Raw genomic sequence first — 20,415 nt, 5'->3', positions numbered from 1 at the left:
GTTCACACCCAATTCCACCACTCAATGAAAGTTACCGTAGTTGGAGCCGGCAATGTAGGCGCAACCTGCGCCGATGTACTGGCCACCCGCGAAATTGCCAACGAGATTGTTCTGGTTGACATCAAGGAAGGTTTCGCTGAAGGCAAAGCCCTCGACATCTGGCAGAAAGCCCCCGTTATTGGCTACGATTCCCGCACCATCGGCGTAACCGGCGACTACAGCCGCACGGCTGGCTCGGACGTGGTGGTGATTACCTCGGGCCTGCCCCGCAAGCCCGGCATGAGCCGCGACGACCTGATTTCGACCAACGCCGGCATCGTGAAATCGGTGACCGAGCAGGTGGTCAAATACTCGCCTGACGCCATCATCATCATCGTCAGCAACCCGCTCGACGTGATGACTTACCAGGCCCACCTCACCTCCGGCCTCTCCCGCACCAAGGTATTCGGCATGGCCGGCATCCTCGACACGGCCCGCTACCGCGCCTTCCTGGCCGAGGCCCTCAACGTGAGCCCCAAAGACATTCAGGCCGTGCTCATGGGTGGCCACGGCGACACCATGGTACCCCTGCCCCGCTACACCACCGTGGGCGGTATCCCCGTTACCGAACTCATCGGCAAAGAGGAGCTGGACGCCATCGTACACCGCACGGCCGTTGGTGGCGGTGAGTTGGTGAAACTGATGGGCACTTCGGCCTGGTACGCGCCCGGCGCGGCCGCCGCGCAAATGGTAGAAGCCATCGTGCGCGACCAGCGCCGCGTGTTCCCCGTGTGCGTGAAGCTCGAAGGCGAGTACGGCATGGACGGCGTTTACCTCGGCGCACCCGTTATCCTGGGCAAAAACGGCATCGAGAAAGTGATTGAGCTCCAGCTCAACGACGAGGAGAAAGCTCTGCTCGAAACCTCCCGCGGCCACGTGCAGGAAGTAATGGATGCCCTCGACAAGATGAACCAAGCCAACGCCTAGTTTTAGATTTTAGAAGATACCGGATTGCTGATTTCCGGTTGAGCCACACGGCCGCCCTGCTTCTGCGGGGCGGCCGTGTGCGTTGCCGACGAATGGAGCGGCAGACCATACCCTATTGGGATGTGCCCGCCAGATGCGCCTGACCCGAAAAGACGCGCACCGGCAGAAGTACGTCATCGTGGCCGGCTGGGAGGAAACAGGCGGCCTCTACGCCTACTCCCACAACACCTTCGACATCAAGTACGGCCTTCCGTAGCCGCATAAAGGCCCCGATGATGCTCTTTCAACTTGCCCAACAGCTTCACCGGCAGCAACGCGGTCCGCATCCTCCTGCCACTTCTGTAGCGTTGCGCAGTTTTTTTTTAACCAACGCTACAAACCCTGTAGCGTCGCGCAGTTTTTTTTTAACCAACGCTACCAGGTAGGGCGAAGCAATGCAGCGGTTTAACACTCCGCGACTTGGGCTTGCTAAACGGTTTTGATAGAAAAGACCCGCTATTCGAAAATAACGGGCCTTCTGATGGGTATTACCAATTAGTGTAGAGCAGTTACCACACAAGTTTTTCATCATGCGTCATGGCCGTATTCAGGGCAGTGATAAGCGCCTCGATTTGCTCGTTCACGTATTCGGCCCGGTTGGCGGAGTAGCGCTGTTGGTTCACTGAGGCCATATTTTCGAGTGGGAAGGTGTGCGGGCCGCGCACTACCTCTTTGGCAATGTTCAGTATGCTGTACGTCCACTGGAACTGGTTGAACGCGTACCGGTACTTGGCATCCTTCATTTGCACCGTGCAGACGAACGTGTAGGAGTTGAGGTCCTTGAACATGCCCAGGGGCGGCTGCTCCAGCCGGCCACGCAGCACCAGCGTTGTGGCGTCGGTTGCTCCGGCGGTCTGGGTGGTATCGGGCGTTAGCAGCGCCTGGTGCGCGCGGACCCATTGGGCAGCCCGGCTGGCCAGCTCGCTGCGCGACGTACCGCAGGCGGGCAGCAGGGCTTCGTAAACCACCTTGCCATTAACCAAGGGAAGTTCGCGGGATAATCTGGCAGCAGCGGTAGTGCTTTGCGCTAAACACCGGCCGCTCAGCGCCGATAGCACGAGCAGGAAAATAAGTTTTTTCATATCGGGCACGAAACTACCCGTTTTGCGGCCACCAACAGCTTTGCTGTCATCCGCCGGCAACTTCTTTCGCCAACCGAAACCGTATCACTCCCCAAACTCCGATTACTCCGCGCCAATCCGTGATCCTATTTCTGGCTGGCCCTGAACAGTTTTTGCTTCTCCTCTTTGGAAAGGCTTTCGTAGCCGGAGTGGGAAATCTTGTCCAGGATCAGGTCGATTTCGTCTTCGCCGGGCTTGGCAGGGGTGGCTTTGCGGGCCGGGGCGGGAGCGGCGGCCGGGGCTCCGCCCCGGGTGGCGCGCAGGTTGGGGCGGCCCGAGAACAGCCGGCCCACCCAGTCGCCGACGGCCTGCACGGGGCGGCCCAGGTCGCGGCCGGCCTGGAGCTGGCGGATGAACACGAAGCCCAGTACGGCTCCGCCGATGTGGGCCAGTCCGCCCCCGGGGTTGCCCTGGTTGATGGCCAGCACGGAAAGCAGAATAACCACGGCGGCAATGTATTTGATGCGCACCGGCCCCAGCAGAATCAGGCTGAACTGGTACTCAGGCATGAGCGTGGCGGCGGCCATAATAACGGCCGTAACGCCCGCCGACGCCCCGATCAGGGGCACGCCGAGGCTGGGCCGCAGGGCCGGAATCAGGTTGAAAGCCAGCAGGAACGCCACGGCGCCCACCAACGCGCCCAGCACGTACACGCTCACTAGGCGCCGGTCGCCGAGGTATTCCCGGATCAGGGCCCCGAACCAGTACAGGTTCAGCAGGTTGAAGAGGATGTGCAGGAAGCCCTCGTGGGTGAAGGCGTAGGTGAGGATCGTCCAGGGGTGGCGCAGCAGCGAGGGCAGGTCGGAGGGCAGCTGAAACTGCCGGATGACGTTGGGATAGTACTGCCCGTAAGTGCCCGTGAGCTTCATCAGGGCCTCGGTGAGCACCAGAAACACGAACACCAGCACATTGAGCAGCAGCAGCTGGTTGAGGGCATTGTCGCGGCGGCTGAAAGCCGTCCGGATATCGTTGAAAACACTCATCGATGTTTCGTTTTTTCGTTTTTCGTTGCTCGTTTTTCGCTGTTCAAACCAATTACCCGTCGTTCAGTAGCACCCAACCTCGAACGAGCAACGAACGACAAATAACGGACTAATAGAATCGGGCGCGGTTCCGTTCCCAGAGCATCACCAGCACGAAGCCCACCAGTAACCCCGCCAAATGGGCAAAGTGGGCAATGTTATCGCCGGGAGCCTGGTGAATGCCGCCGTAGAGCTCGTACAACCCGTAAACCGGCACCAGGTACTTGGCCTTAACGGGCACGGGCAGCGGAAACACAATCAGCGTGGTATTGGGGAACAGGTACGCGAAGGCAAACAGCAACCCGAACAGCGCCCCGGAGGCTCCGACCATCGGCCCGTTGAGGCTGCGTTGATACTGGTTTTCAAACTCCGTCAGCACCCCCTGAATGAGGTGTTGGTCGTCGGGGGTAGCGTGCAATTGCCGGATGGCGGGGTCGAAGGCGGGGGCGTTGTTCTTTATATTGTTCTCCACTACATCCTGCAAGTGCACGTCGGTGGGGTCCTGGCGGAACACCTCCATGTCGTGGCGCATCTTGTTCAGCTCGTAGTAGCGCACGCCCGAGTAGAGCACGCCCGCCCCGATGCCGCAGATCAGCCAGAAGGTGAGAAACCGCTGCCCGCCCCAGCGCTGCTCCAGCAGCGGCCCGAACACCATCAGGCCAAACATATTGGAGAAGATGTGCCCGATACCGGCGTGCATAAACATATGCGTCAGGTACTGCCAGGGTTGGAAATAGGGTGAGCCAACGGGAAACAGCGCCAGAAAGCCCAGATGATTCGGTACTTGCTGGGCGATGAGAAAGACCACCACATTGGCAATAAGCAGGTTGCGAACGGTGGGCGTAAGTTGAAACATGAACTGCGGAGTTAGGAGCTGGAGGCGAGTATCAGAGAGCAAGAATACAAAGGAACGTCATGCTGAGCGAAGGCGGAGCATCTCTCTCGCTTCGTTGTGGGTGTCAGGAGCAGTATGGCCGTAGAGATGCTTCGACTACGGCTCCGCCTTCGCTCAGCATGACCATTCCGCCCCACTACCGCTACCGCCCGAACAGCTCCTGGAGCTGGCTGAGCTCCAGCATGACAATGGTGCGGCGGCCGTCGGGGGTGTAGTTGGGCACGGCGCAGGCAAAGAGCTTGTCAACGATGGCCGTCATTTCGCGCTCCGAGAGGCGGGCGCCGGCGGCGCTGGTGGCTACCCGGCGGGCCAGGGCCCGGGCCATCTGTTCGCGGCGGTCCAGCTTCACGGGGCCGCCGCCGGTGCGGAACTGCTCAATGAGGCCCTCGATCAGTTCCTTCTCGTCGCGGGCCGGCACATCGGCCGGAATGCCTTCCACGGCAATGGTGTACTTGCCAAAATCGGTGAACCGGAAGCCCAGGGCCCGCAGCGCGTCCTCCACTTCGCGCAGAATGGCAAAATCCTGGGGCGTGAAGGTGATGGTGCGCGGAAACAGCAGCGTCTGGGAGGCACTCACGTCGCGCTCCAGGGCCTGGGCGTACTGCTCGAACAGGATCCGCTCCCGGGCCGCCACCTGATCAATGAGCATCATGCCCGACTTCACGGGTACCAGCAAGTACTGCTGGTGCAGTTGCAACACCTTGTTGCCCGGCCCCGTGCTCGACTCGCGCAGCGGCAGCTCGGGCGAGGCCGTGGCGGCCGTGCCGGGCAGCACCAGCGGCGCGACTACCGGCTCCGCTTCGGCGGTGGGCAGTTGCGGAGCAGGTTCCGGGACGGGCGGGGCCAGCAGCTCGCCCGTTTCGGGGTCCAGGTTGGCGGGCAGGCTTTCCAGCAGGGGCACCTTGGGCACCGATACGCCGGCGGCGGTGGCCTCGTGCTCCACATCGGGCAGGTTCACGCGGCTCAAGCTCTTGTAGAAATCCTCCAGCTCGCGCTTGGCCTGCTCGGTGGGCCGGGGCGTGAGGGGGCGCTCGAAATCGGCGTTGCCCGCGCGGGCCGAGCGGGGATTCGCCAGGTTGTTGGCGGCGCGGGCAGCGGCGGCCAGCGCGTCGGGCCGGTAGGTGTCGTCGAAGGGGTTTTTCTCGTTGCCCGACAGCCGCAGCGGCTGAATGGCCCCGAAGTTCACGTCGCCCGCAAAATCGAGGGAGGGGGCCATATTGTGCAGGCCCAGGCTCTGCTTCACGGCCGAGCGCACAATGGCGTACACCGTTTTCTCGTCCTCGAACTTGATTTCGGTTTTGGTGGGGTGCACGTTGATGTCGATGCTCTTGGGGTCGAGCTCCAGGAACAGCACGTAGAACGGGTGGGTGTCTTTGGGCAGCAGGCCCTCGTAGGCCGTGAGCACGGCGTGGTTGAGGTAGGCCGAGCGGATGAAGCGGTTGTTGACGAAGAAAAACTGGTCGCCCCGGCTTTTCTTGGCCGATTCGGGCTTGCCGATGTAGCCCCGCACCGTCAGGAAGGGCGTTTCCTCCTCCACCTGGGCCAGCTGCTCCTTGTAGCCGTTGCCGAGCACGGACACGATGCGCTGGCCGAGCTTACCGGCCGGCAGGTTGAATACCTCCAGATCGTTCTGGAACAGCGAGAAGCCGATCTGCGGATTAGCCAGGGCCACGTGCTGAAACTCGTCGAGGATGTGGCGCATTTCCACCGCGTTGCTCTTGAGGAAGTTGCGGCGGGCGGGCACGTTGAAAAACAGGTTTTTCACGCTGATGCTGGTGCCGTCGGCGCAGGCCACCGGCTCCTGGCTCGTCACGCGGGAGCCTTCGATGAGCAGCAGCGTGCCCGTGTCCTGGTCGCGGGGCTTGGTGCGCAACTCCACCTGGGCCACGGCTGCAATGGAAGCCAGCGCCTCGCCCCGGAAACCCAGCGTGCGGATGCGGAACAGGTCGTCGGTGGTCCGGATTTTACTGGTGGCGTGGCGCTCCAGGCTCATGCGGGCGTCGGTGGGACTCATGCCGGCCCCGTTGTCTACTACCTGCACGAGCTGCTTGCCGGCCTCCTTCACGATGAGCTGGACCTGGGTCGCGCCGGCGTCCACGGCGTTTTCGAGCAGCTCCTTCACGGCCGAGGCCGGGCGCTGCACCACCTCGCCGGCGGCAATCTGGTTGGCCAGGTATTCGGGCAGCAATTGAATGATATCGGCCATAGAAAAGCTAAAATCGAAAGAAAAATCAGGGTCCGGACGGGCAGCAATTTCAGTTCCTATTCGCCTGATAACAACCAGCGTCGGGAATTTCTGCGTAAGTTTGCGGCCAACTTTTGGGGGTGCCGACGGCGACTATTCCGTCCGCTTCCACGTTGGGGGGAGCGGCAGACAGGGATTCAGAAGCCAGTAACGGCGGCCGGCCCGGTTGCCAAACTCCGCCCGGCACCTTTTTTGAAAGGGCAAAAGTAGAGTTTTTCGGCTCGCCATTTTTACCACTTCCTCAGCCAGAACCACCGGGGCCGATGCTCAAAGAATTTCGAATTGGCCTTTTTCTGCTCGTTGTGGCCCTTAGCGGCCTGCTCGTTTCTTCGTCGGCTCCCCGCAAAGACACCGGGCGGCCCATGTCGGTAGCCGAGCAGAACTGGGTCGATAGTGTGTTTACTTCCCTCACTCCCGAGCAGCGCCTGGGCCAGCTTTTCATGGTGGCCGCCTACTCCAACAAGGACCGTAAGCACGTTCAGTACACCGAGTTTCTGATCAAGAACTATGGCATTGGGGGCCTGATGTTTTTGCAGGGCGGCCCGCGCCGCCAGGCCAACCTGACCAACCGCTACCAGGCCGCTTCCAAAGTACCCCTGCTGATTGCCATGGATGCCGAGTGGGGCCTGGATATGCGCCTGGATTCGAGCATGCACTTTGCCAAGGGCATGACCCTGGGGGCCATGGACGACCCCGAGTACGTGTACCAGATGGGCCGCGAAATTGCGCTCAACCTCAAAACGCTGGGTGTGCACGTGAGCTTTTCGCCCGTTATCGACGTCAACTCCAACCCCAGCAACCCGGTTATCGGCAACCGCTCGTTCGGGGAGAACAAGGAGCAGGTGGCCACCCGGGGCATCAGCTATATCCGGGGCCTCCAGGACCACGGCGTGATGGCCGTAGTCAAGCACTTCCCCGGCCACGGCGACACCGACGTGGACTCGCACGTGGCCCTGCCGGTTATCAACTCCGACATGGCCCGGCTCACCAACGTAGACCTCTACCCCTTCCAGAAAGCCTTCGACCAGGGCGTGATGGGCGTGATGGTGGGCCACCTCTACATGCCCCTGCTCGACACCGTCCGGACGCTGTCGGCTACCATTTCGCGCAACCTGGTAACCGGTCTGCTCAAGGAGAAAATGGGCTACCGGGGCCTCGTGTTCACGGACGCGCTCAACATGAAGAGCGTGTCCAACCTCTACAAAGCCGGGGAGCTGGATGCCCTGGCCCTGGCCGCCGGCAACGACGTGCTGCTGTTTTCGGAGGACGTGCCGATGGCGGTTCAGAAAATCAAGGAGGCCATTGCGGGCGGCAAAATCGACCAGAACGACGTGGACCAGCGGGTGCGCAAAATTCTGCGGGCCAAGTTCTGGGCCGGCCTCAACAAGCTGCGCCCCGTGGATGTGCCCCGGCTGATGCAGAACCTGAACCGGCCCCTGAGCCGCATGGTGCAGCAGCAGATTTACGAGCACGCCATTACCGTAGTCAAGAACGAAGACGACCTGCTGCCCTTCCAGCACCTGGATACGCTGCGCATCGCGGCCGTCACCATCGGCTCGGAGGCCGACACCTACGAGGAAATCATGGGTAAGTACCAGAGCGGACCGGTGTACGCGGTGCCCAACCGCTACGCCCCCGACTCCACCTTTGCCCGCATCAGCAGCCGCCTGACGCCCTACAACGTGGTGGTGGTGAGCCTGCACAACATGAACAACACGCCGGTGCACAACTACGGCATCGGGGATGGGGCGCTTAAGTTTCTGAAGGAGCTGCGGGCTAACCCACGCCTGAAAACGGTGGTCGTGGCCTTTGGCAATGCCTACGCGCTCAAGTTTCTGGAAGAAAACCGCAACCTGGTGTGCAGCTACGAGGACAACTACGCCTCCCAGCTCGTTACGCCCCAGGTGCTGTTCGGGGCGCTGCCAGCCAAGGGCCGCCTGCCCGTTACGGTGTCCGAAAACCTGAAAGCCGGCCTTGGCCTGCCCACGCCCGACTTCCGCCGCCTCCGCTACGGCACGCCCGAGGAAGTAGGCCTGGACTCGCGCATCCTCACCCAGATTGATAATGTGGCCCTGGAGGCCGTGGCCTACGCCGCCGCCCCCGGCTGTCAGGTGCTGGTGGCCAAAGACGGCATGGTGGTCTTCGACAAGAGCTACGGCTACTGCACCTACGACAAGAACCAGCCCGTCAACAAGAGTACCCTCTACGATCTGGCCTCGGTGACGAAAGTGGCCGGCACGCTCCAGGCCATTATGTACCTCAAGGACGAGGGCAAAATCAACCTCGACGATAAAGTGTCGGCCTATCTGCCGGAGCTGAAGACCAGCAACAAAAAGGACATGACGGTGCGCGAGGTGCTCATGCACCAGGCGGGTCTGAAGGCGGGCATCCCGACCTGGGAACGGACCATCACCAAGGCCGGCCCTAAGCCCACGTTCTACGCCAGCACCGAGTCGCCCCGGTTCTCGCGCGAAGTAACCCCCGACCTTTACAGCCTGCGCACCTCCGACGACTCCGTCTGGACCTGGGTGCAGCAATCGGGCCTGCTGCCCAAGGCCCGGGGCAAGTACCCGGTGGAGTATTCCGACCTGAGCTTTATCGTGATGAAGCGCCTGGCCGAAAAGCTGCTTCAGCAGCCCATAGAGGAGTTTCTGGCCCAGAAATTCTACCGGCCCCTGGGGCTGGCCTCCATGACCTATAACCCACTCGACAAGTTTCCGAAGTCGTGCATCGCCCCTACTGAAAACGACACGTTCTACCGCCACACCCTGCTGCAAGGCAGCGTGCACGACCAGACGGCGGCCCTGGTAGGCGGCGTGGGCGGCCACGCCGGCCTGTTCTCCAACGCCAACGATTTGGCCGTGCTCATGCAGATGAACCTGCAAAACGGGCGCTACGGCGGCCAGCGGTACTTCCAAACGCCGGTAGTCACGGAGTTTGCCCGCAGCGTGGAGGCCGGCAGCCGCCGCGGCCTGGGCTGGGACCGGGGCGACCCGAGCAAGCCCGAAGGCCCCACCAGCAATCTGTCGCCGGCCAGCACCTTCGGCCACACCGGTTTCACGGGCACCTGCGTCTGGATGGACCCGGAAAACAAAATCCTTTACATCTTTCTTTCTAACCGCGTATACCCTGACGCCGGCAACAAAAAACTGGTGCAGTACAACATCCGCACCCGCATCCACGACGTGATTTACAAGGCCCTTCAGAAAACATGACCTGTTGCCCGGCTTTTCCGTTTCTTTGATTCCGCAACCGGCGGTGAGACGTTCCTGAAGGAGCAACTCGCCGCCGGTTTTTTTGTCCTTCGATCCCACGGCTGCGCTGGCAAACCGTTCTTTTCTGCTCCCTGGCCCACTTCGGGTCACTCATTAAGGGTCCAGCCCTTCTTCTCCCCCGCTCCCATGAATATTGGCATCGTCTGTTATCCCACCTTTGGCGGCTCCGGCGTGGTGGCCACCGAACTCGGCAAGGCCCTGGCCCAGCGCGGGCACCGCGTGCACTTCATCACCTACAGTCAGCCGGTGCGCCTGGATTTCTTCAACGAGAACCTGTTCTACCACGAGGTCTACATTCCGCCCTACCCGCTGTTCCAGTTTCCGCCCTACGAGCTGGCCCTGGCCTCCAAGATGGTAGACATTGCCCAGAACGAAAAGCTCGACGTGCTGCACGTGCACTACGCCATTCCCCACGCCTCGGCCGCCTTCATGGCCAAGCAGATCCTGCTTACCCGCGGCATCCGGATTCCGGTCGTCACCACCCTGCACGGCACCGATATTACCCTGGTGGGCAAGGATGCCAGCTACGAGCCGGTGGTCACGTTCAGCATCAACCAGAGCGACGGCGTCACGGCCGTATCGGCCGATTTGCGCAAGGAAACCTACGAGTACTTCGCCATCGAGAAGGAGATTGAAGTCATTCCCAACTTCATCAACCTGGCCCGTTTCCAGAAGCAGGAAAAGGGCCACTTCAAGTCGGCCATTGCCCCCGAGGGTGAAAAGCTGCTGGTGCACACCAGTAATTTCCGCTCGGTGAAGCGGGTCGATGACGTAGTAAACATCTTTGCCGGGGTCCGCAAGCAGATTCCGGCCAAGCTGCTGCTGGTGGGCGACGGCCCCGACCGGCCCCGTATCGAGAAGCTCTGCCGCGACATCGGCCTCTGCCAGGACATCCGGTTTCTGGGCAAGCTCGAAGCCGTGGAGGAGGTGCTCAGCATTGCCGACCTGTTCCTGATGCCTTCCGAAAAGGAAAGCTTCGGTTTGGCTGCCCTCGAAGCCATGGCCTGCGAAGTGCCGGTAGTGAGCACCAACGCGGGTGGCATCCCCGAACTCAACGAGCACAACGTAACCGGCATGGTGAGCGAAGTGGGCGACGTAGCCGACATGGTGAAAAACGCCCTCTACGTGCTCGAAGACGATAATCTACCCCGCTTCAAGGCGGCCGCCCGCGCCCACGCCGAAACTTTTGCGCTGGAAAACATTGTGCCTTTGTACGAGGCCTGCTACCAGCGGGCTATCGATTCGGTAGCCGTAGGGGTATAAGAACCTGACGTTGAGGGCCTGTTAAGCATCCGAGGAATAGCATCTAAACGATAACAGGCAAAATGGATGGTTAGATGTCGCTTCAAGAATTATCCCTTAACATGGGATAAGAGCAGTTATCAGACCCACCTTGGAATAAGTGTGATTTTTTTCCTTCTGTTAGGATGCTGTCGGCGTGGTACTTTGCCGAGGACTAGGCTCCCGTTTGGACGTTTACGAAACTCATCTCCTTTGGGCATTTCGTAAACTTTGAATCGTAGACGAGTTTCTTAGACTCGCCCTGCCCCATTGAGGACAACTGGCCGCCAGGTGCTGAGCAGTTGCGAGGTGTTCACGGAATGGAGCGTTAAGTTTGATTGTGATTGAAAAACCGACTGTAAATGAAGCCTTATCCTGACCCGGAGCCAAGAAGTTTCGCGCAATGGTGCAGTGATTTGGGCATAAGCAGTGAAGGCAGGGCGTGGCCGCCTAACCTGGTTATGACTTACCTAGAATTTTGCTTTCTGCCCGAAACAATACTTAGAAAGACTAGCGAAGGAGCTTTATATGGATTTTGGCGCCAATACGGGGATATATACGGTGAATCAAGAATCGTTAAAGAGTGGCTGGATGACATAGGTTGGCATCTTGTAGAGCCGACCGAAGACGATTCAAAAGACTTGAATTTATTCCTGGGCCATGACGAATTCTGGACATGGAGCGGGGGCAAAGTCGAGCAAGACCTTTCTGCTTCGGAAGGAATCAGTCTATTCGAAAAACTAAGAAAGCTCTTTGCCAAGAAGTAGTGCTACCAGAGGTGCAGCAGTTCAGTTAAACGGTGATTTAAACAGACCGCATGGCCTCCATAACGTTTTACAAACGGTCGTTCAAAAAACGTTATAGTTCGCCTCACTGTAGAATATCGTTTGATGCGCGGAATATCGTACCTCCTCGCAATAACAGCTCAATCTCTCCTAAAACATGGCCACGGCTTCGCGCTTTACGGCCAGGATAGCGGCGGCGGTGGGGTCGGTTTGCTCGTCGCTCATCATCGTTTCGAGGATGCGGCGGGCCAGTTCGGGGCCGCGGGCCTCCGTTGGGTTAGGCATTCCGCGAAACTGGGCGTTGATGAGTCCGCTTACGCTTTCCTGCGCCTGCCTGACGGCGGCCCAGGTTTCGGGCTGCATGTAGAGCTGCTGGCTGAGGTTGTGCTCCACCTCGGCCCTGATTTCCTGGAGCAGTTGGCGGTGGTAGTCGGGGGCCGAGAGGCCGGCGCTGCTCACGCGTACCAGCAGATTCGGCGGACTCAAGCGCTCCAGCAGCAGCGTGACGCGCTCCAGGGCCTGGAGGCGCAGCGGCAGCGTGGTTTTGCTGGCTTCCAGGCGCATCTCGATCAGGCGGCGCTGTTGCTCCTGCTCCAGAAACCGCTGAAACAGGAAATAGATGGCCCCGGCCACAATCAGGGCCGGCAGAATGATTTTGAGCAGATCGAAAATATAGGCGGTAGAATCCATGCGGCAGGAAAAGTGACGAAGGTAATAAGTGCCCGTTGCTGGTTGAGGGCGGAAGAGCTGAACGGCAACCGTGCGCCGGCAGCACATTCAGGCCCGCAAAGATAGCCGGTGAACCGCAGGCCCCAAGCCGGTGTTATAGGGCCAAACGATGCGTGCGCTCGGCGTAGTATGGCGGGAGCTTTCCTGCCAATTCGCGCCGACTCCCGCCCGCTTCGTATCTTTGTCGTCTTACTTTCCTAAAACCGAACGCACTATGGCAACGGCCGTTTCCACGAAACTTGCTCCCATCAGCCTCACTTCCCGTGCCCTGGAAGAGGTTCGCACTATTCTCACCGAGAAAAACGTGCCCGGCGAATATGGCCTGCGCGTGGGCGTGCAGGGCGGTGGCTGCTCCGGCATGAGCTACCTGCTGGGCTTCGACAAACCCAAAGACCAGGACGAAACCTTCGACCTCGACGGTGTGCTGCTCATCATGGATAAGAAGCACGCCATGTACGTGCTGGGCATGGAGGTTGACTTCCAGGACGGCCTCAACGCCCGGGGCTTCGTCTTCAACAACCCCCAGGCCAAGAGCACCTGCGGCTGCGGCTCCTCGTTCTCGTCCTAGCCTTCCGTTACCGTCAGCTCTCTGGCTGACCACGAAAGAGCCCGTTCCATCCGATAATGCGGACGGAACGGGCTCTTTCGTGGTTCTGAACTAGACCTCCATCATCTCGCGTAACACCAGGCAGCGCTCCAGAATCCGCTGCTTCTCGTAATCGGTTTCGAGGGTGCGGTTGGCTTGCTCGCGCACCAGCTCGGTGTGCTGGTGAAGCAGGGCGCGGTCGGCGCGGTCGGTTACGCGGCGGGCGGTGGTTTCGATGGCCGTGAGCAGACGGAGCAAAACGGCCACGTTACCCGCGCCGCTCACCCGAATCTGGTCGAGGGCCAGCGTGAGGTAGGTAGCGAAAGAAGTACTGATGGCTGCTACGCGCACCCGGCCTTCGTCCATGCGCAGGGGCTCATCGAACTGCCGGCCCACCAGCTGGCTCAGCAGCGCGCCCAGTTGGTCCACGCACATTACGGCCGTGGTGGTGTCGTTGATACCGGGTGAGAGGGCCTTGAGGGCAATATCGACGAGTTGGCGGAAGCCGAAGCCCAGATCCTGATCGAGGGTGCGCTGGTCGCCGAGGCTGTAGGTGTCGTTGAGCCGGTCCCGGATTTCGGCCGGCTCCCCGGTCAGGGGCTCGCCATTGTAGCGGGCCACCGACACCAGGGGCGCGCCGCGGGCCACAAAGCTGCCGATGCCGCGCTCCATGCGCACAATACTATCGGTTTCGCGGGCGAAATCGAGGAGCGCTTCGTTGTTGATATTCTGCACGTAGCCGCTGCGCCGGGCCGGAATGGGCGCCCAGGTGTGCTGCGTAGCCTGCCAGTGAGCCGTGGCCGCCGCGCCGGCCTGCTCGCCCAGCCGCTCAGGGAACAGCTTCTCCATCGACTCGTAGGTTTCGTTGGCGATGCGGGCAATAATATTGGCCGCCTGAATGGAGGTGGCAATGTGGTGGATGAAGAAAATCAGCACCCCGATGCTTACCAGGGCCAGCAGCAGCCCGAAAGCTACGGCCAGCGACGGAATGAAGCGCCCCTCGTCGCCGCCCCGGATGGTGCGCAGAATGATGAGGCAGTACACGAAAATGCTCACGAAGAAGCCCATCACGACCTGATTGGCCCGGTCGCGCATGAAATTGCGCAGCAGCCGCGACGTGTACTGGCTCGATACAGTGGCCAGGGTGGCCAGGGTAAGCGAGAAAATCAGACCCGCCACCGTAATCATGGAGCCGGCAATGGCCGTGAGCATCCCCCGGGCCCCATCGGCCCCCGCCCCGAAGAGCAGGGAGTAGTCCTGGGTCCACTCGTTGCCCACGCTCACGTCCAGCAACACCAGAAAATACGCGGCCAGCATGGCGGCCACCACCATCAGGGCGGGCACGAACCAGAGGCTGGAATTGATGTTGGACCAGATTTGGCGAAGTCGGTTCATTCAGGTGCGAAAAAGGCCGGGGACGCTACCGCGCTACGGGCGGGGCACGTTACGCAGGGCGGAGTTAGCATTATCCGATGTTTGCTGGAGGGCATTAAGGGTGCCGTCGTTTTCCAGCACCACGGCGGCGGCTTCGGTCAGGGAGGCAATGCCCCGCTCACGCAGACTCGCCAGGATTTCGCCCTCGGTGATCCGCTCAGCCCGCATTACCTCGTGCAAAAAACGGCCCTGGTACACCAGTAGTGTGGGCTCGGCCTTCACCAGCCGGCTTACCGCCGTAGAGCGCACCGACAGCCAGGTGATGCCATACTGGAGCCCGATGAGCAGGCCGAAAGCCAGCAGCCCATCGATCAGGGCCACACTTTTGCTCAGCAGCACCGTGGCCAGCGTAGAGCCCAGGGCCACCGTCACGATGAGGTCGAAGGCGTTCATTTTAGAGAGGGTACGCTTGCCCGATACGCGCAGCATGGCAATGAGGCTGGCGTAGGCCAGCACCCCGATAATAAGCGTGCGAATGAGACTGGCCCAGCTGGTAAAAAAAACTTGCTCCATCACGAATAAAAGGGAAATACGCGTTTAGCTCGGCCCCAAACTGGCACCGGGGCTGGCAGTTGGATTGATTCCGGGCTTCTTGGGGTCCTCGGGCGGGTCGGCGAGGGTGCCGGGCTGGGCCACGGCTACCTGGATAGGAATAGCCGGCATTTTGTTGGGCAGGCGCAGCTCCAGGATATCGGGCGGCAGGGCGTAGCCGCCTTCCATGAGGGCTTTTTTCACCCGGTTCATCACCCGGCTCCGCAGCTCCAGCGTGGCCCGCCGGTAGTCTTCGGTATCGGTCCAGAAAAACACCTTCAGGTTTACGGTACTGGCCGCCAGCTCATCAATCACGGCGAAGGGCTCCCGGTCGGTGAGCACCTCGGGCTCCTGGCGTACCTGCTCCAGAATCAGGGCAATGGCGGCCGCTACGTCGTCGTCGTAATCTACGCCCACCACAAAATCCTGGCGGATGAAGCCGTCGCGCGTGTAGTTGACGAGGGGTTCTTTGAGCACGATGGCATTGGGAATGGAGATGTCGCGCCCGTCGAAAGTGCCCATTTCGGTGGTACGCAGGTTAAGCTTGGTAATCTGCCCGAACATATCCTGGATTTTCACCGTGTCGTTGATGCCGAAGGGGCGGTTGAAGGCCAGGATGATGCCGGCCAGAAAGTTCTCGGCAATGTCTTTGAACGCGAAGCCCACCACGAAAGCCGACAGGCCCGCCGCCCCCAGAATGCCGCTTACGACGCCGGTGAAGCCCATGATGTTGAGGGCAATAGCAATGCCGATCAGCACCAGCACCCAACGGCCCACCTGGGTCAGGAAGTCCGTTAGTAGCGGGTCGTCGGAGTGGGTGCTTAGCTTGGCGGCCAGCCAGCTGCGCAGGCGGCCCGCCCCCACCCAGACCCCGCCCATCACCACGGCAGCCAGCAGCAGGCGGGGCAGCATGTAGAGCAGCTGACTCCAGTAGCCATGCAGCACGGCAGTAAAATCCTGTAGCATATTGTGTGGGGCTGAACAGTGGGTGGGCCGTGTACGGGTGTTGCCGTACGTACACGTAGTCTGGAAGAGCGAAAGTTATCGGTTTCCCCCACAATTCGTTCAGCCAGCAACTTCTTATCCCGAACCATGCACCGGCCGTCCTATGCCCTTACCGCCCGCTTCCAACCCTTTCCGCCGCGAAACCCTGCTCCACCAGCTCACCAGCCCGCCCGACTGGGATTTGGTGATAATCGGGGGCGGGGCCACCGGATTGGGCGTGGCCCTGGACGGCCTCAGCCGGGGCTACCGGACGCTGCTACTGGAGCGTGACGACTTTGCCAAGGGCACCAGCAGCCGCAGCACCAAGCTGGTGCACGGGGGCGTGCGCTACCTGGCCCAGGGCGATGTGGCCCTGGTGCGCGAGGCCCTGCACGAACGGGGCCTGCTGCTCGAAAATGCGCCCCACCTCGTCAAAGACCAGGAGTTCATCATTCCCAGCTATAGCTGGTGGGGCGGCCCTTTCTACACCATCGGGCTGAAGCTCTACGATTTGCTGGCGGGTCGGCTCAGCCTGGGCCCGTCGCGGCACCTGGGCCGCCGGGAAACGCTGGGCCGCCTGGGCAACCTGCGGCCCGAAGGCCTGCGCGGGGGTGTAGTCTACCACGACGGGCAGTTCGATGATGCCCGCCTGGCCGTGAACCTGGCCCAGACTGCCATTGAAGCCGGCGGCACTCTACTCAATCACTGCGGCGTGACGGGCTTGCTCAAGGATGACGCCGGCCGGATTGCGGGCGTGCGGGCCACCGACCATGAAACCGGCCGACCGTATGAGCTGCGCGCCCGGTGCGTGGTAAATGCCACCGGGGTATTCGTGGATGAGATTCTGCGCCTCGATGAGCCCACGGCCCGCCCGCTGGTGCGCCCCAGCCAGGGCGTGCATCTGGTGGTGGACCGCTCATTTCTGCCCGGCAACGAGGCGCTGATGATTCCGAAGACCGACGACGGGCGCGTACTGTTTGCCGTGCCCTGGCACGGGCGCGTAGTGCTGGGCACCACCGACACCCCCCTCGACCACGCTACGCCCGAACCCCGGGCCCAGGAAATGGAAATCGACTTCATTCTGCGCACCGCCGGCCGCTACCTCGCCCGCGCGCCCCGGCGGGCCGATGTACTCAGCGTTTTCGCGGGCCTGCGCCCCCTGGCAGCCCCGCAGGATGGCTCGTCGGCGACCAAGGAAATTTCGCGCAGCCACAAAATCCTGGTGTCCGGGGCCGGCCTCATCACCATCACGGGCGGCAAATGGACCACCTACCGCCGCATGGGCCAGGATACCGTGGACCGCGCCGTGGCCCTGGGCCGGTTGCCCGCCGCCGCCAGCGGCACCGCCCACCAACCCATCCACGGTGCCCACCCCACCCCCGACCACTCGGACCACCTCAGCGTGTACGGGTCCGACTTACCGGGCCTGCGTTTGCTGATGGCGGAGCACCCCACCCTGGCCGAAAAGCTGGACGAGAAGCTGGAATTCTACCGGGCCGAAGTGGTGTGGGCCGCCCGCTACGAAATGGCGCGCACCGTGGAAGACGTGCTGGCCCGGCGCGTGCGGGTGCTCTTCCTGGATGCCCGCGCCGCGTTACGCCTCGCCCCGGAAGTAGCCGCACTGCTGGCCGCCGAGCTCGGCCGCGACGCCGCCTGGCAGCAGCAGCAAGTAGCCGCTTTCACGGCGTTGGCCCATCAATACGTGCTGGGCCAGCGCCGTGAAAGCGGCTTTGCTGCCTAATGGGGGCGCGCTTTATTCCTCCGCTTGCCACCCGCCACCGCAGAGTACGTTCGCGCGCCCGGCCAATACGCTACCAGCTCCCGGGGCAGTCTGCTGAACCAGCACCGAACGGCAACCCGGAACCGTCAGGAGCCCCACTGTCGCCTGCTTGGCGGGCGGCAATGGGGCTCCTGACGGGCAGTTATTCGGCAACAAGGCCGGCGGCTTATTTTGCGCCCAGGGCCGGCAGCATCACCTTCAGCTCGACCGAATACAGGCGGCCGATAAAGGGCGAGGCCACGAATTCGCGCATCTTGGTGCCGAACAGGTTTACAACCTGGGCCGAGGCCGTGAGGTAGGAGTTCAGATGGTAGCCGGCGCTTACATCGACGGTGGTGAAGCCACCCAGGGGGCCGTAGTTCCAGGTGCGGCCGTAGCGGGCGTTTTCGCGCACGCCAAGGGTGCTGTTGGCCGATGCGGCCACATTGATGCCGGAGTAGAAATCGTAGGCCTGCACGTAGCGGGTGAACACGGAGCCGAATACCTTTTTGCCGCTGTAGTTGAGGGCTAGGCTGCCTTTGTGGGTGGGCGTGTTGATGGGCAGGTCGACTTCCTTCTGCACTTTGCCGTCTTTGTTACCGTCGTTTTTCAGGTCGGAGTAGTCGAGGTTGAAGCCAAACCAGGAGTAATTAAGGGCTAGGCTCAGCGTAGGCGTGAGGTAGTAGCTCAGGCCCAGATCGGCCCCGTAGGTGTCTACCTGGCCGAAATTGACGTAGGTGAGCAGCACCGCCGCGCCGGCCTCGGGCGTGCCGGGCACCACCTCCGACATCGGCGTGTCGCCGCGCTTCACCACTTTGCGGCCCAGCGTGGCAATATTAATGGCCGGGCTCAGGAAGTGCTGCGAACGGTTATAGTAAGCGTTGGCATCGACGAGAAACTTGGGCGTTACCTTGCCTTTGTAGCCGATTTCCAGGGTCTTGATGGTTTCGACTTGCAGCTTGTCAATCACGGTGCCGTCGCTCAGGGTGTAGCCCTGGCCGTTGCCCACCAGCAGGCCCCCGAACAGGTAGCCGTCGAGGTTGAGGATGGTGGGGGCGGCAATGCCCTGGCCGTAGGTCAGGCGCAGGTTCTGGTCGTTGAGCGACCATACCAGCCCGGCCTTCGGGATGAAGTTGAAGCCGTAACGGTCGTGCTGGTCGGCGCGGGCGGCGGCGATGAGCTTGAAGTGGCTGGGCAGCGTCAGCTCGCCCTGGGTATAGAGGCCGATCTGGTTGATGACGATGTCGCCGTCGCGGTCGAGCAAATAGGTATTCTTGCTGAAGGCCATGTCGCGCTGGTACTGGGTGCCCACCACGAAGTTGAAAATGCCGAACGTGTTGTTGTACTGCACTTCGCCGTTGAGGCGGCGCGAGGCATCCTTGAACACGGCCCCGCGCGGCAGGGCCACGCCGGCGGTGGGCGTTTTGCCAAACCACTGCTCGGTGTAGGAGCGGCGGCGGGCCTCCTCTTCGCTGAAACCGGCATCCTTGAAGCTCAGGTAATTTTGGGTGCGCTGGTTGATGGCATAGGTATCGTCGGTCTTGCTCCAGGTGTTGTACACCTGCCCAAACCAGCGCGGCGACACGTAGCGGGCGTGCAAATACTGCACGCTCCAGTCCTTGATCTGGTTGCGGCCGGCGTTGGTCTGGGCCAGAAAGCTCGACTGATTCCCGCCGTACGAGAGGATGATGTCGGCCTTGTCGGTGAGGCTGTAGTAGAGCGCCGCCTCGCCATGCAGGCTCTTGAAGGTGCGGTCGAGGTCGATTTCCTTCTCGGCGTGGAAAATACCCGGGCTGGTGGCGGTTTTGAAGGCGGTATTCGTGTAGTACACGGTATCGGTGTAGGCAAAATCCTCGCCCCGGGTGTATTCGCCCGTCACCTTAAAGGCCAGCTTGGAATTGATGACCTGCGCGTGGCGGAAGCGGCCCGAAAACACGCTCTGGTTGCCCACACCCAGCGCCACCGTAGTGCCGGCCGAGCGGCGCGGGTCTTTGCTGATGGTGTTTACCAGCCCGTTGTGCGCGTTGGGGCCATACAGCGCCGCCGATGGCCCGAGCACTACTTCGATGCGCTCAATGTCCTCCTTCACTACACTCGTTAAAGGGCCCAGCGGCAGGCCGGTGGCGATGAGCGTGGACAGGCGCGCATCGTTCATTTGCAGGTTTTTGGGGTTGAAGGCGCTGTTGAAGCCGCGCACGTTGATGCCCGTGCCCAGCACGCCGGTCCGGATGTAGTCGACGCCCTTCTGGCGGGCCAGCAGCTCGCCCACGTTAAAGGAAGGCAGCTCGGCAATCTGCCGGGCCGTAATCAGGTCGATGGTGGCCGGAGCTTCGGTCAGCTTCTCGGGCCGGCGCGAGGCCGACACCACCACTTCGCCGGCCATCACGCTGGTCTGGCCCAGGCCGATTATGCCCAAATCCACTACGGCCGTGCCCACTTCGACGGTGCGGGCCGCTGCGGCCTCGTAGCCGATAGACGACAGCACCACCTTGTAGGTGCCCGGCTGAAGCCCGGTGATGGAAAACTCGCCGCCGTTGCCGCTCGACGTGCCCGTGGTGGTGCCCGAAATCAGCACGCTCACGCCCGGCAACGCCTCTTTGGTGGCCGTATCGATGACGCGGCCGCGCACGCCGCCGCCCTGGGCCGCGGCCCCCAATGCCTGCGTAAGCAGCAGCAATAAAAGTAAAAGTCGAGCGGCCATATAGGGTGGGGTTGAAAGGGTTGGGGGATTGGGAGTTGGCAGGTAGTAGTGAGACTAATCTA

The 20,415-nt window shown here is 61.5% G+C and carries 16 protein-coding genes; 7 read left to right on the top strand and 9 right to left on the bottom strand.

Annotated features, from left to right (window positions below):
* Nucleotides 1–24 precede the first annotated feature (24 nt).
* Together mdh and D0T11_RS23355 are read left to right on the top strand one after the other, a co-directional pair.
* On the top strand, nucleotides 25–966 hold the full coding sequence (mdh, locus tag D0T11_RS12985; protein WP_119656227.1) for a malate dehydrogenase: 942 nt from the start codon (nucleotides 25–27) through the stop codon (nucleotides 964–966).
* A gap of 133 nt (nucleotides 967–1,099) precedes the next feature.
* Entirely contained in the window at nucleotides 1,100–1,222 is a 123-nt protein-coding gene (locus tag D0T11_RS23355; protein ID WP_262681977.1) for a hypothetical protein, read from the top strand.
* Nucleotides 1,223–1,514: 292 nt separating this feature from the next.
* Here D0T11_RS23355 and D0T11_RS12980 read toward each other — a convergent pair whose 3' ends face one another.
* The 4 genes from D0T11_RS12980 to mutL all read right to left on the bottom strand — a co-directional run bounded on the left by D0T11_RS12980 (nucleotide 1,515) and on the right by mutL (nucleotide 6,249).
* On the bottom strand, nucleotides 1,515–2,087 hold the full coding sequence (locus tag D0T11_RS12980) for a hypothetical protein (RefSeq protein ID WP_147374643.1): 573 nt from the start codon (nucleotides 2,085–2,087) through the stop codon (nucleotides 1,515–1,517).
* Nucleotides 2,088–2,212: 125 nt separating this feature from the next.
* Entirely contained in the window at nucleotides 2,213–3,109 is an 897-nt protein-coding gene (locus D0T11_RS12975) for a rhomboid family protein (RefSeq protein WP_119656225.1), read from the bottom strand.
* A 109-nt stretch (nucleotides 3,110–3,218) separates the two neighbouring features.
* Nucleotides 3,219–4,004 (bottom strand): rhomboid family intramembrane serine protease, encoded by a 786-nt coding sequence (locus tag D0T11_RS12970; RefSeq protein WP_119656224.1) that lies wholly within the window; start codon nucleotides 4,002–4,004, stop codon nucleotides 3,219–3,221.
* A 181-nt stretch (nucleotides 4,005–4,185) separates the two neighbouring features.
* Entirely contained in the window at nucleotides 4,186–6,249 is a 2,064-nt protein-coding gene (gene mutL / locus D0T11_RS12965; protein ID WP_119656223.1) for a DNA mismatch repair endonuclease MutL, read from the bottom strand.
* A 302-nt stretch (nucleotides 6,250–6,551) separates the two neighbouring features.
* Between mutL and D0T11_RS12960 the strand changes: the two genes are divergently transcribed.
* The 3 genes from D0T11_RS12960 to D0T11_RS12950 all read left to right on the top strand — a co-directional run bounded on the left by D0T11_RS12960 (nucleotide 6,552) and on the right by D0T11_RS12950 (nucleotide 11,611).
* Nucleotides 6,552–9,503, top strand: coding sequence for a glycoside hydrolase family 3 N-terminal domain-containing protein (locus D0T11_RS12960; RefSeq protein WP_119656222.1), 2,952 nt, complete (start codon nucleotides 6,552–6,554; stop codon nucleotides 9,501–9,503).
* Between the two features lie 186 nt (nucleotides 9,504–9,689).
* Nucleotides 9,690–10,826, top strand: coding sequence for an N-acetyl-alpha-D-glucosaminyl L-malate synthase BshA (gene bshA, locus D0T11_RS12955; protein WP_119656221.1), 1,137 nt, complete (start codon nucleotides 9,690–9,692; stop codon nucleotides 10,824–10,826).
* Between the two features lie 380 nt (nucleotides 10,827–11,206).
* Nucleotides 11,207–11,611 (top strand): hypothetical protein, encoded by a 405-nt coding sequence (locus D0T11_RS12950; RefSeq protein WP_147374642.1) that lies wholly within the window; start codon nucleotides 11,207–11,209, stop codon nucleotides 11,609–11,611.
* Between the two features lie 168 nt (nucleotides 11,612–11,779).
* Here D0T11_RS12950 and D0T11_RS12945 read toward each other — a convergent pair whose 3' ends face one another.
* The gene (locus D0T11_RS12945; RefSeq protein WP_119656219.1) at nucleotides 11,780–12,319 is read right to left on the bottom strand and encodes a DUF7935 family protein; all 540 of its coding nucleotides are present in this window, start codon (nucleotides 12,317–12,319) and stop codon (nucleotides 11,780–11,782) included.
* 253 nt (nucleotides 12,320–12,572) lie between these two features.
* Here D0T11_RS12945 and D0T11_RS12940 point away from each other — a divergent pair, with 253 nt between their 5' ends.
* Nucleotides 12,573–12,926: a HesB/IscA family protein gene (locus D0T11_RS12940; RefSeq protein WP_119656218.1), complete on the top strand. Its 354-nt coding sequence runs from the start codon at nucleotides 12,573–12,575 to the stop codon at nucleotides 12,924–12,926.
* A gap of 90 nt (nucleotides 12,927–13,016) precedes the next feature.
* Here the strand turns inward: D0T11_RS12940 and D0T11_RS12935 are convergent, their stop codons facing one another.
* The 3 genes from D0T11_RS12935 to D0T11_RS12925 are packed head-to-tail and all read right to left on the bottom strand — an operon-like array spanning nucleotide 13,017 to nucleotide 15,875.
* The gene (locus D0T11_RS12935; protein ID WP_119656217.1) at nucleotides 13,017–14,339 is read right to left on the bottom strand and encodes a DUF2254 domain-containing protein; all 1,323 of its coding nucleotides are present in this window, start codon (nucleotides 14,337–14,339) and stop codon (nucleotides 13,017–13,019) included.
* Nucleotides 14,340–14,372: 33 nt separating this feature from the next.
* Nucleotides 14,373–14,891 (bottom strand): DUF421 domain-containing protein, encoded by a 519-nt coding sequence (locus D0T11_RS12930; protein ID WP_119656216.1) that lies wholly within the window; start codon nucleotides 14,889–14,891, stop codon nucleotides 14,373–14,375.
* A gap of 24 nt (nucleotides 14,892–14,915) precedes the next feature.
* Nucleotides 14,916–15,875: a mechanosensitive ion channel family protein gene (locus tag D0T11_RS12925; RefSeq protein WP_119656215.1), complete on the bottom strand. Its 960-nt coding sequence runs from the start codon at nucleotides 15,873–15,875 to the stop codon at nucleotides 14,916–14,918.
* Between the two features lie 142 nt (nucleotides 15,876–16,017).
* On the opposite strand from D0T11_RS12925, the gene D0T11_RS12920 reads away from it, so the two are divergent.
* The gene (locus D0T11_RS12920; protein ID WP_119656214.1) at nucleotides 16,018–17,634 is read left to right on the top strand and encodes a glycerol-3-phosphate dehydrogenase/oxidase; all 1,617 of its coding nucleotides are present in this window, start codon (nucleotides 16,018–16,020) and stop codon (nucleotides 17,632–17,634) included.
* Nucleotides 17,635–17,839: 205 nt separating this feature from the next.
* Here the strand turns inward: D0T11_RS12920 and D0T11_RS12915 are convergent, their stop codons facing one another.
* Nucleotides 17,840–20,353, bottom strand: coding sequence for a TonB-dependent receptor (locus D0T11_RS12915; protein WP_119656213.1), 2,514 nt, complete (start codon nucleotides 20,351–20,353; stop codon nucleotides 17,840–17,842).
* Nucleotides 20,354–20,415: the final 62 nt, after the last annotated feature.

The sequence above is a fragment of the Hymenobacter rubripertinctus genome (genome assembly GCF_003583925.1).
In the GTDB taxonomy this organism is placed as follows: domain Bacteria; phylum Bacteroidota; class Bacteroidia; order Cytophagales; family Hymenobacteraceae; genus Hymenobacter; species Hymenobacter rubripertinctus.
This window is presented reverse-complemented; position numbering and strand designations above follow the sequence as displayed.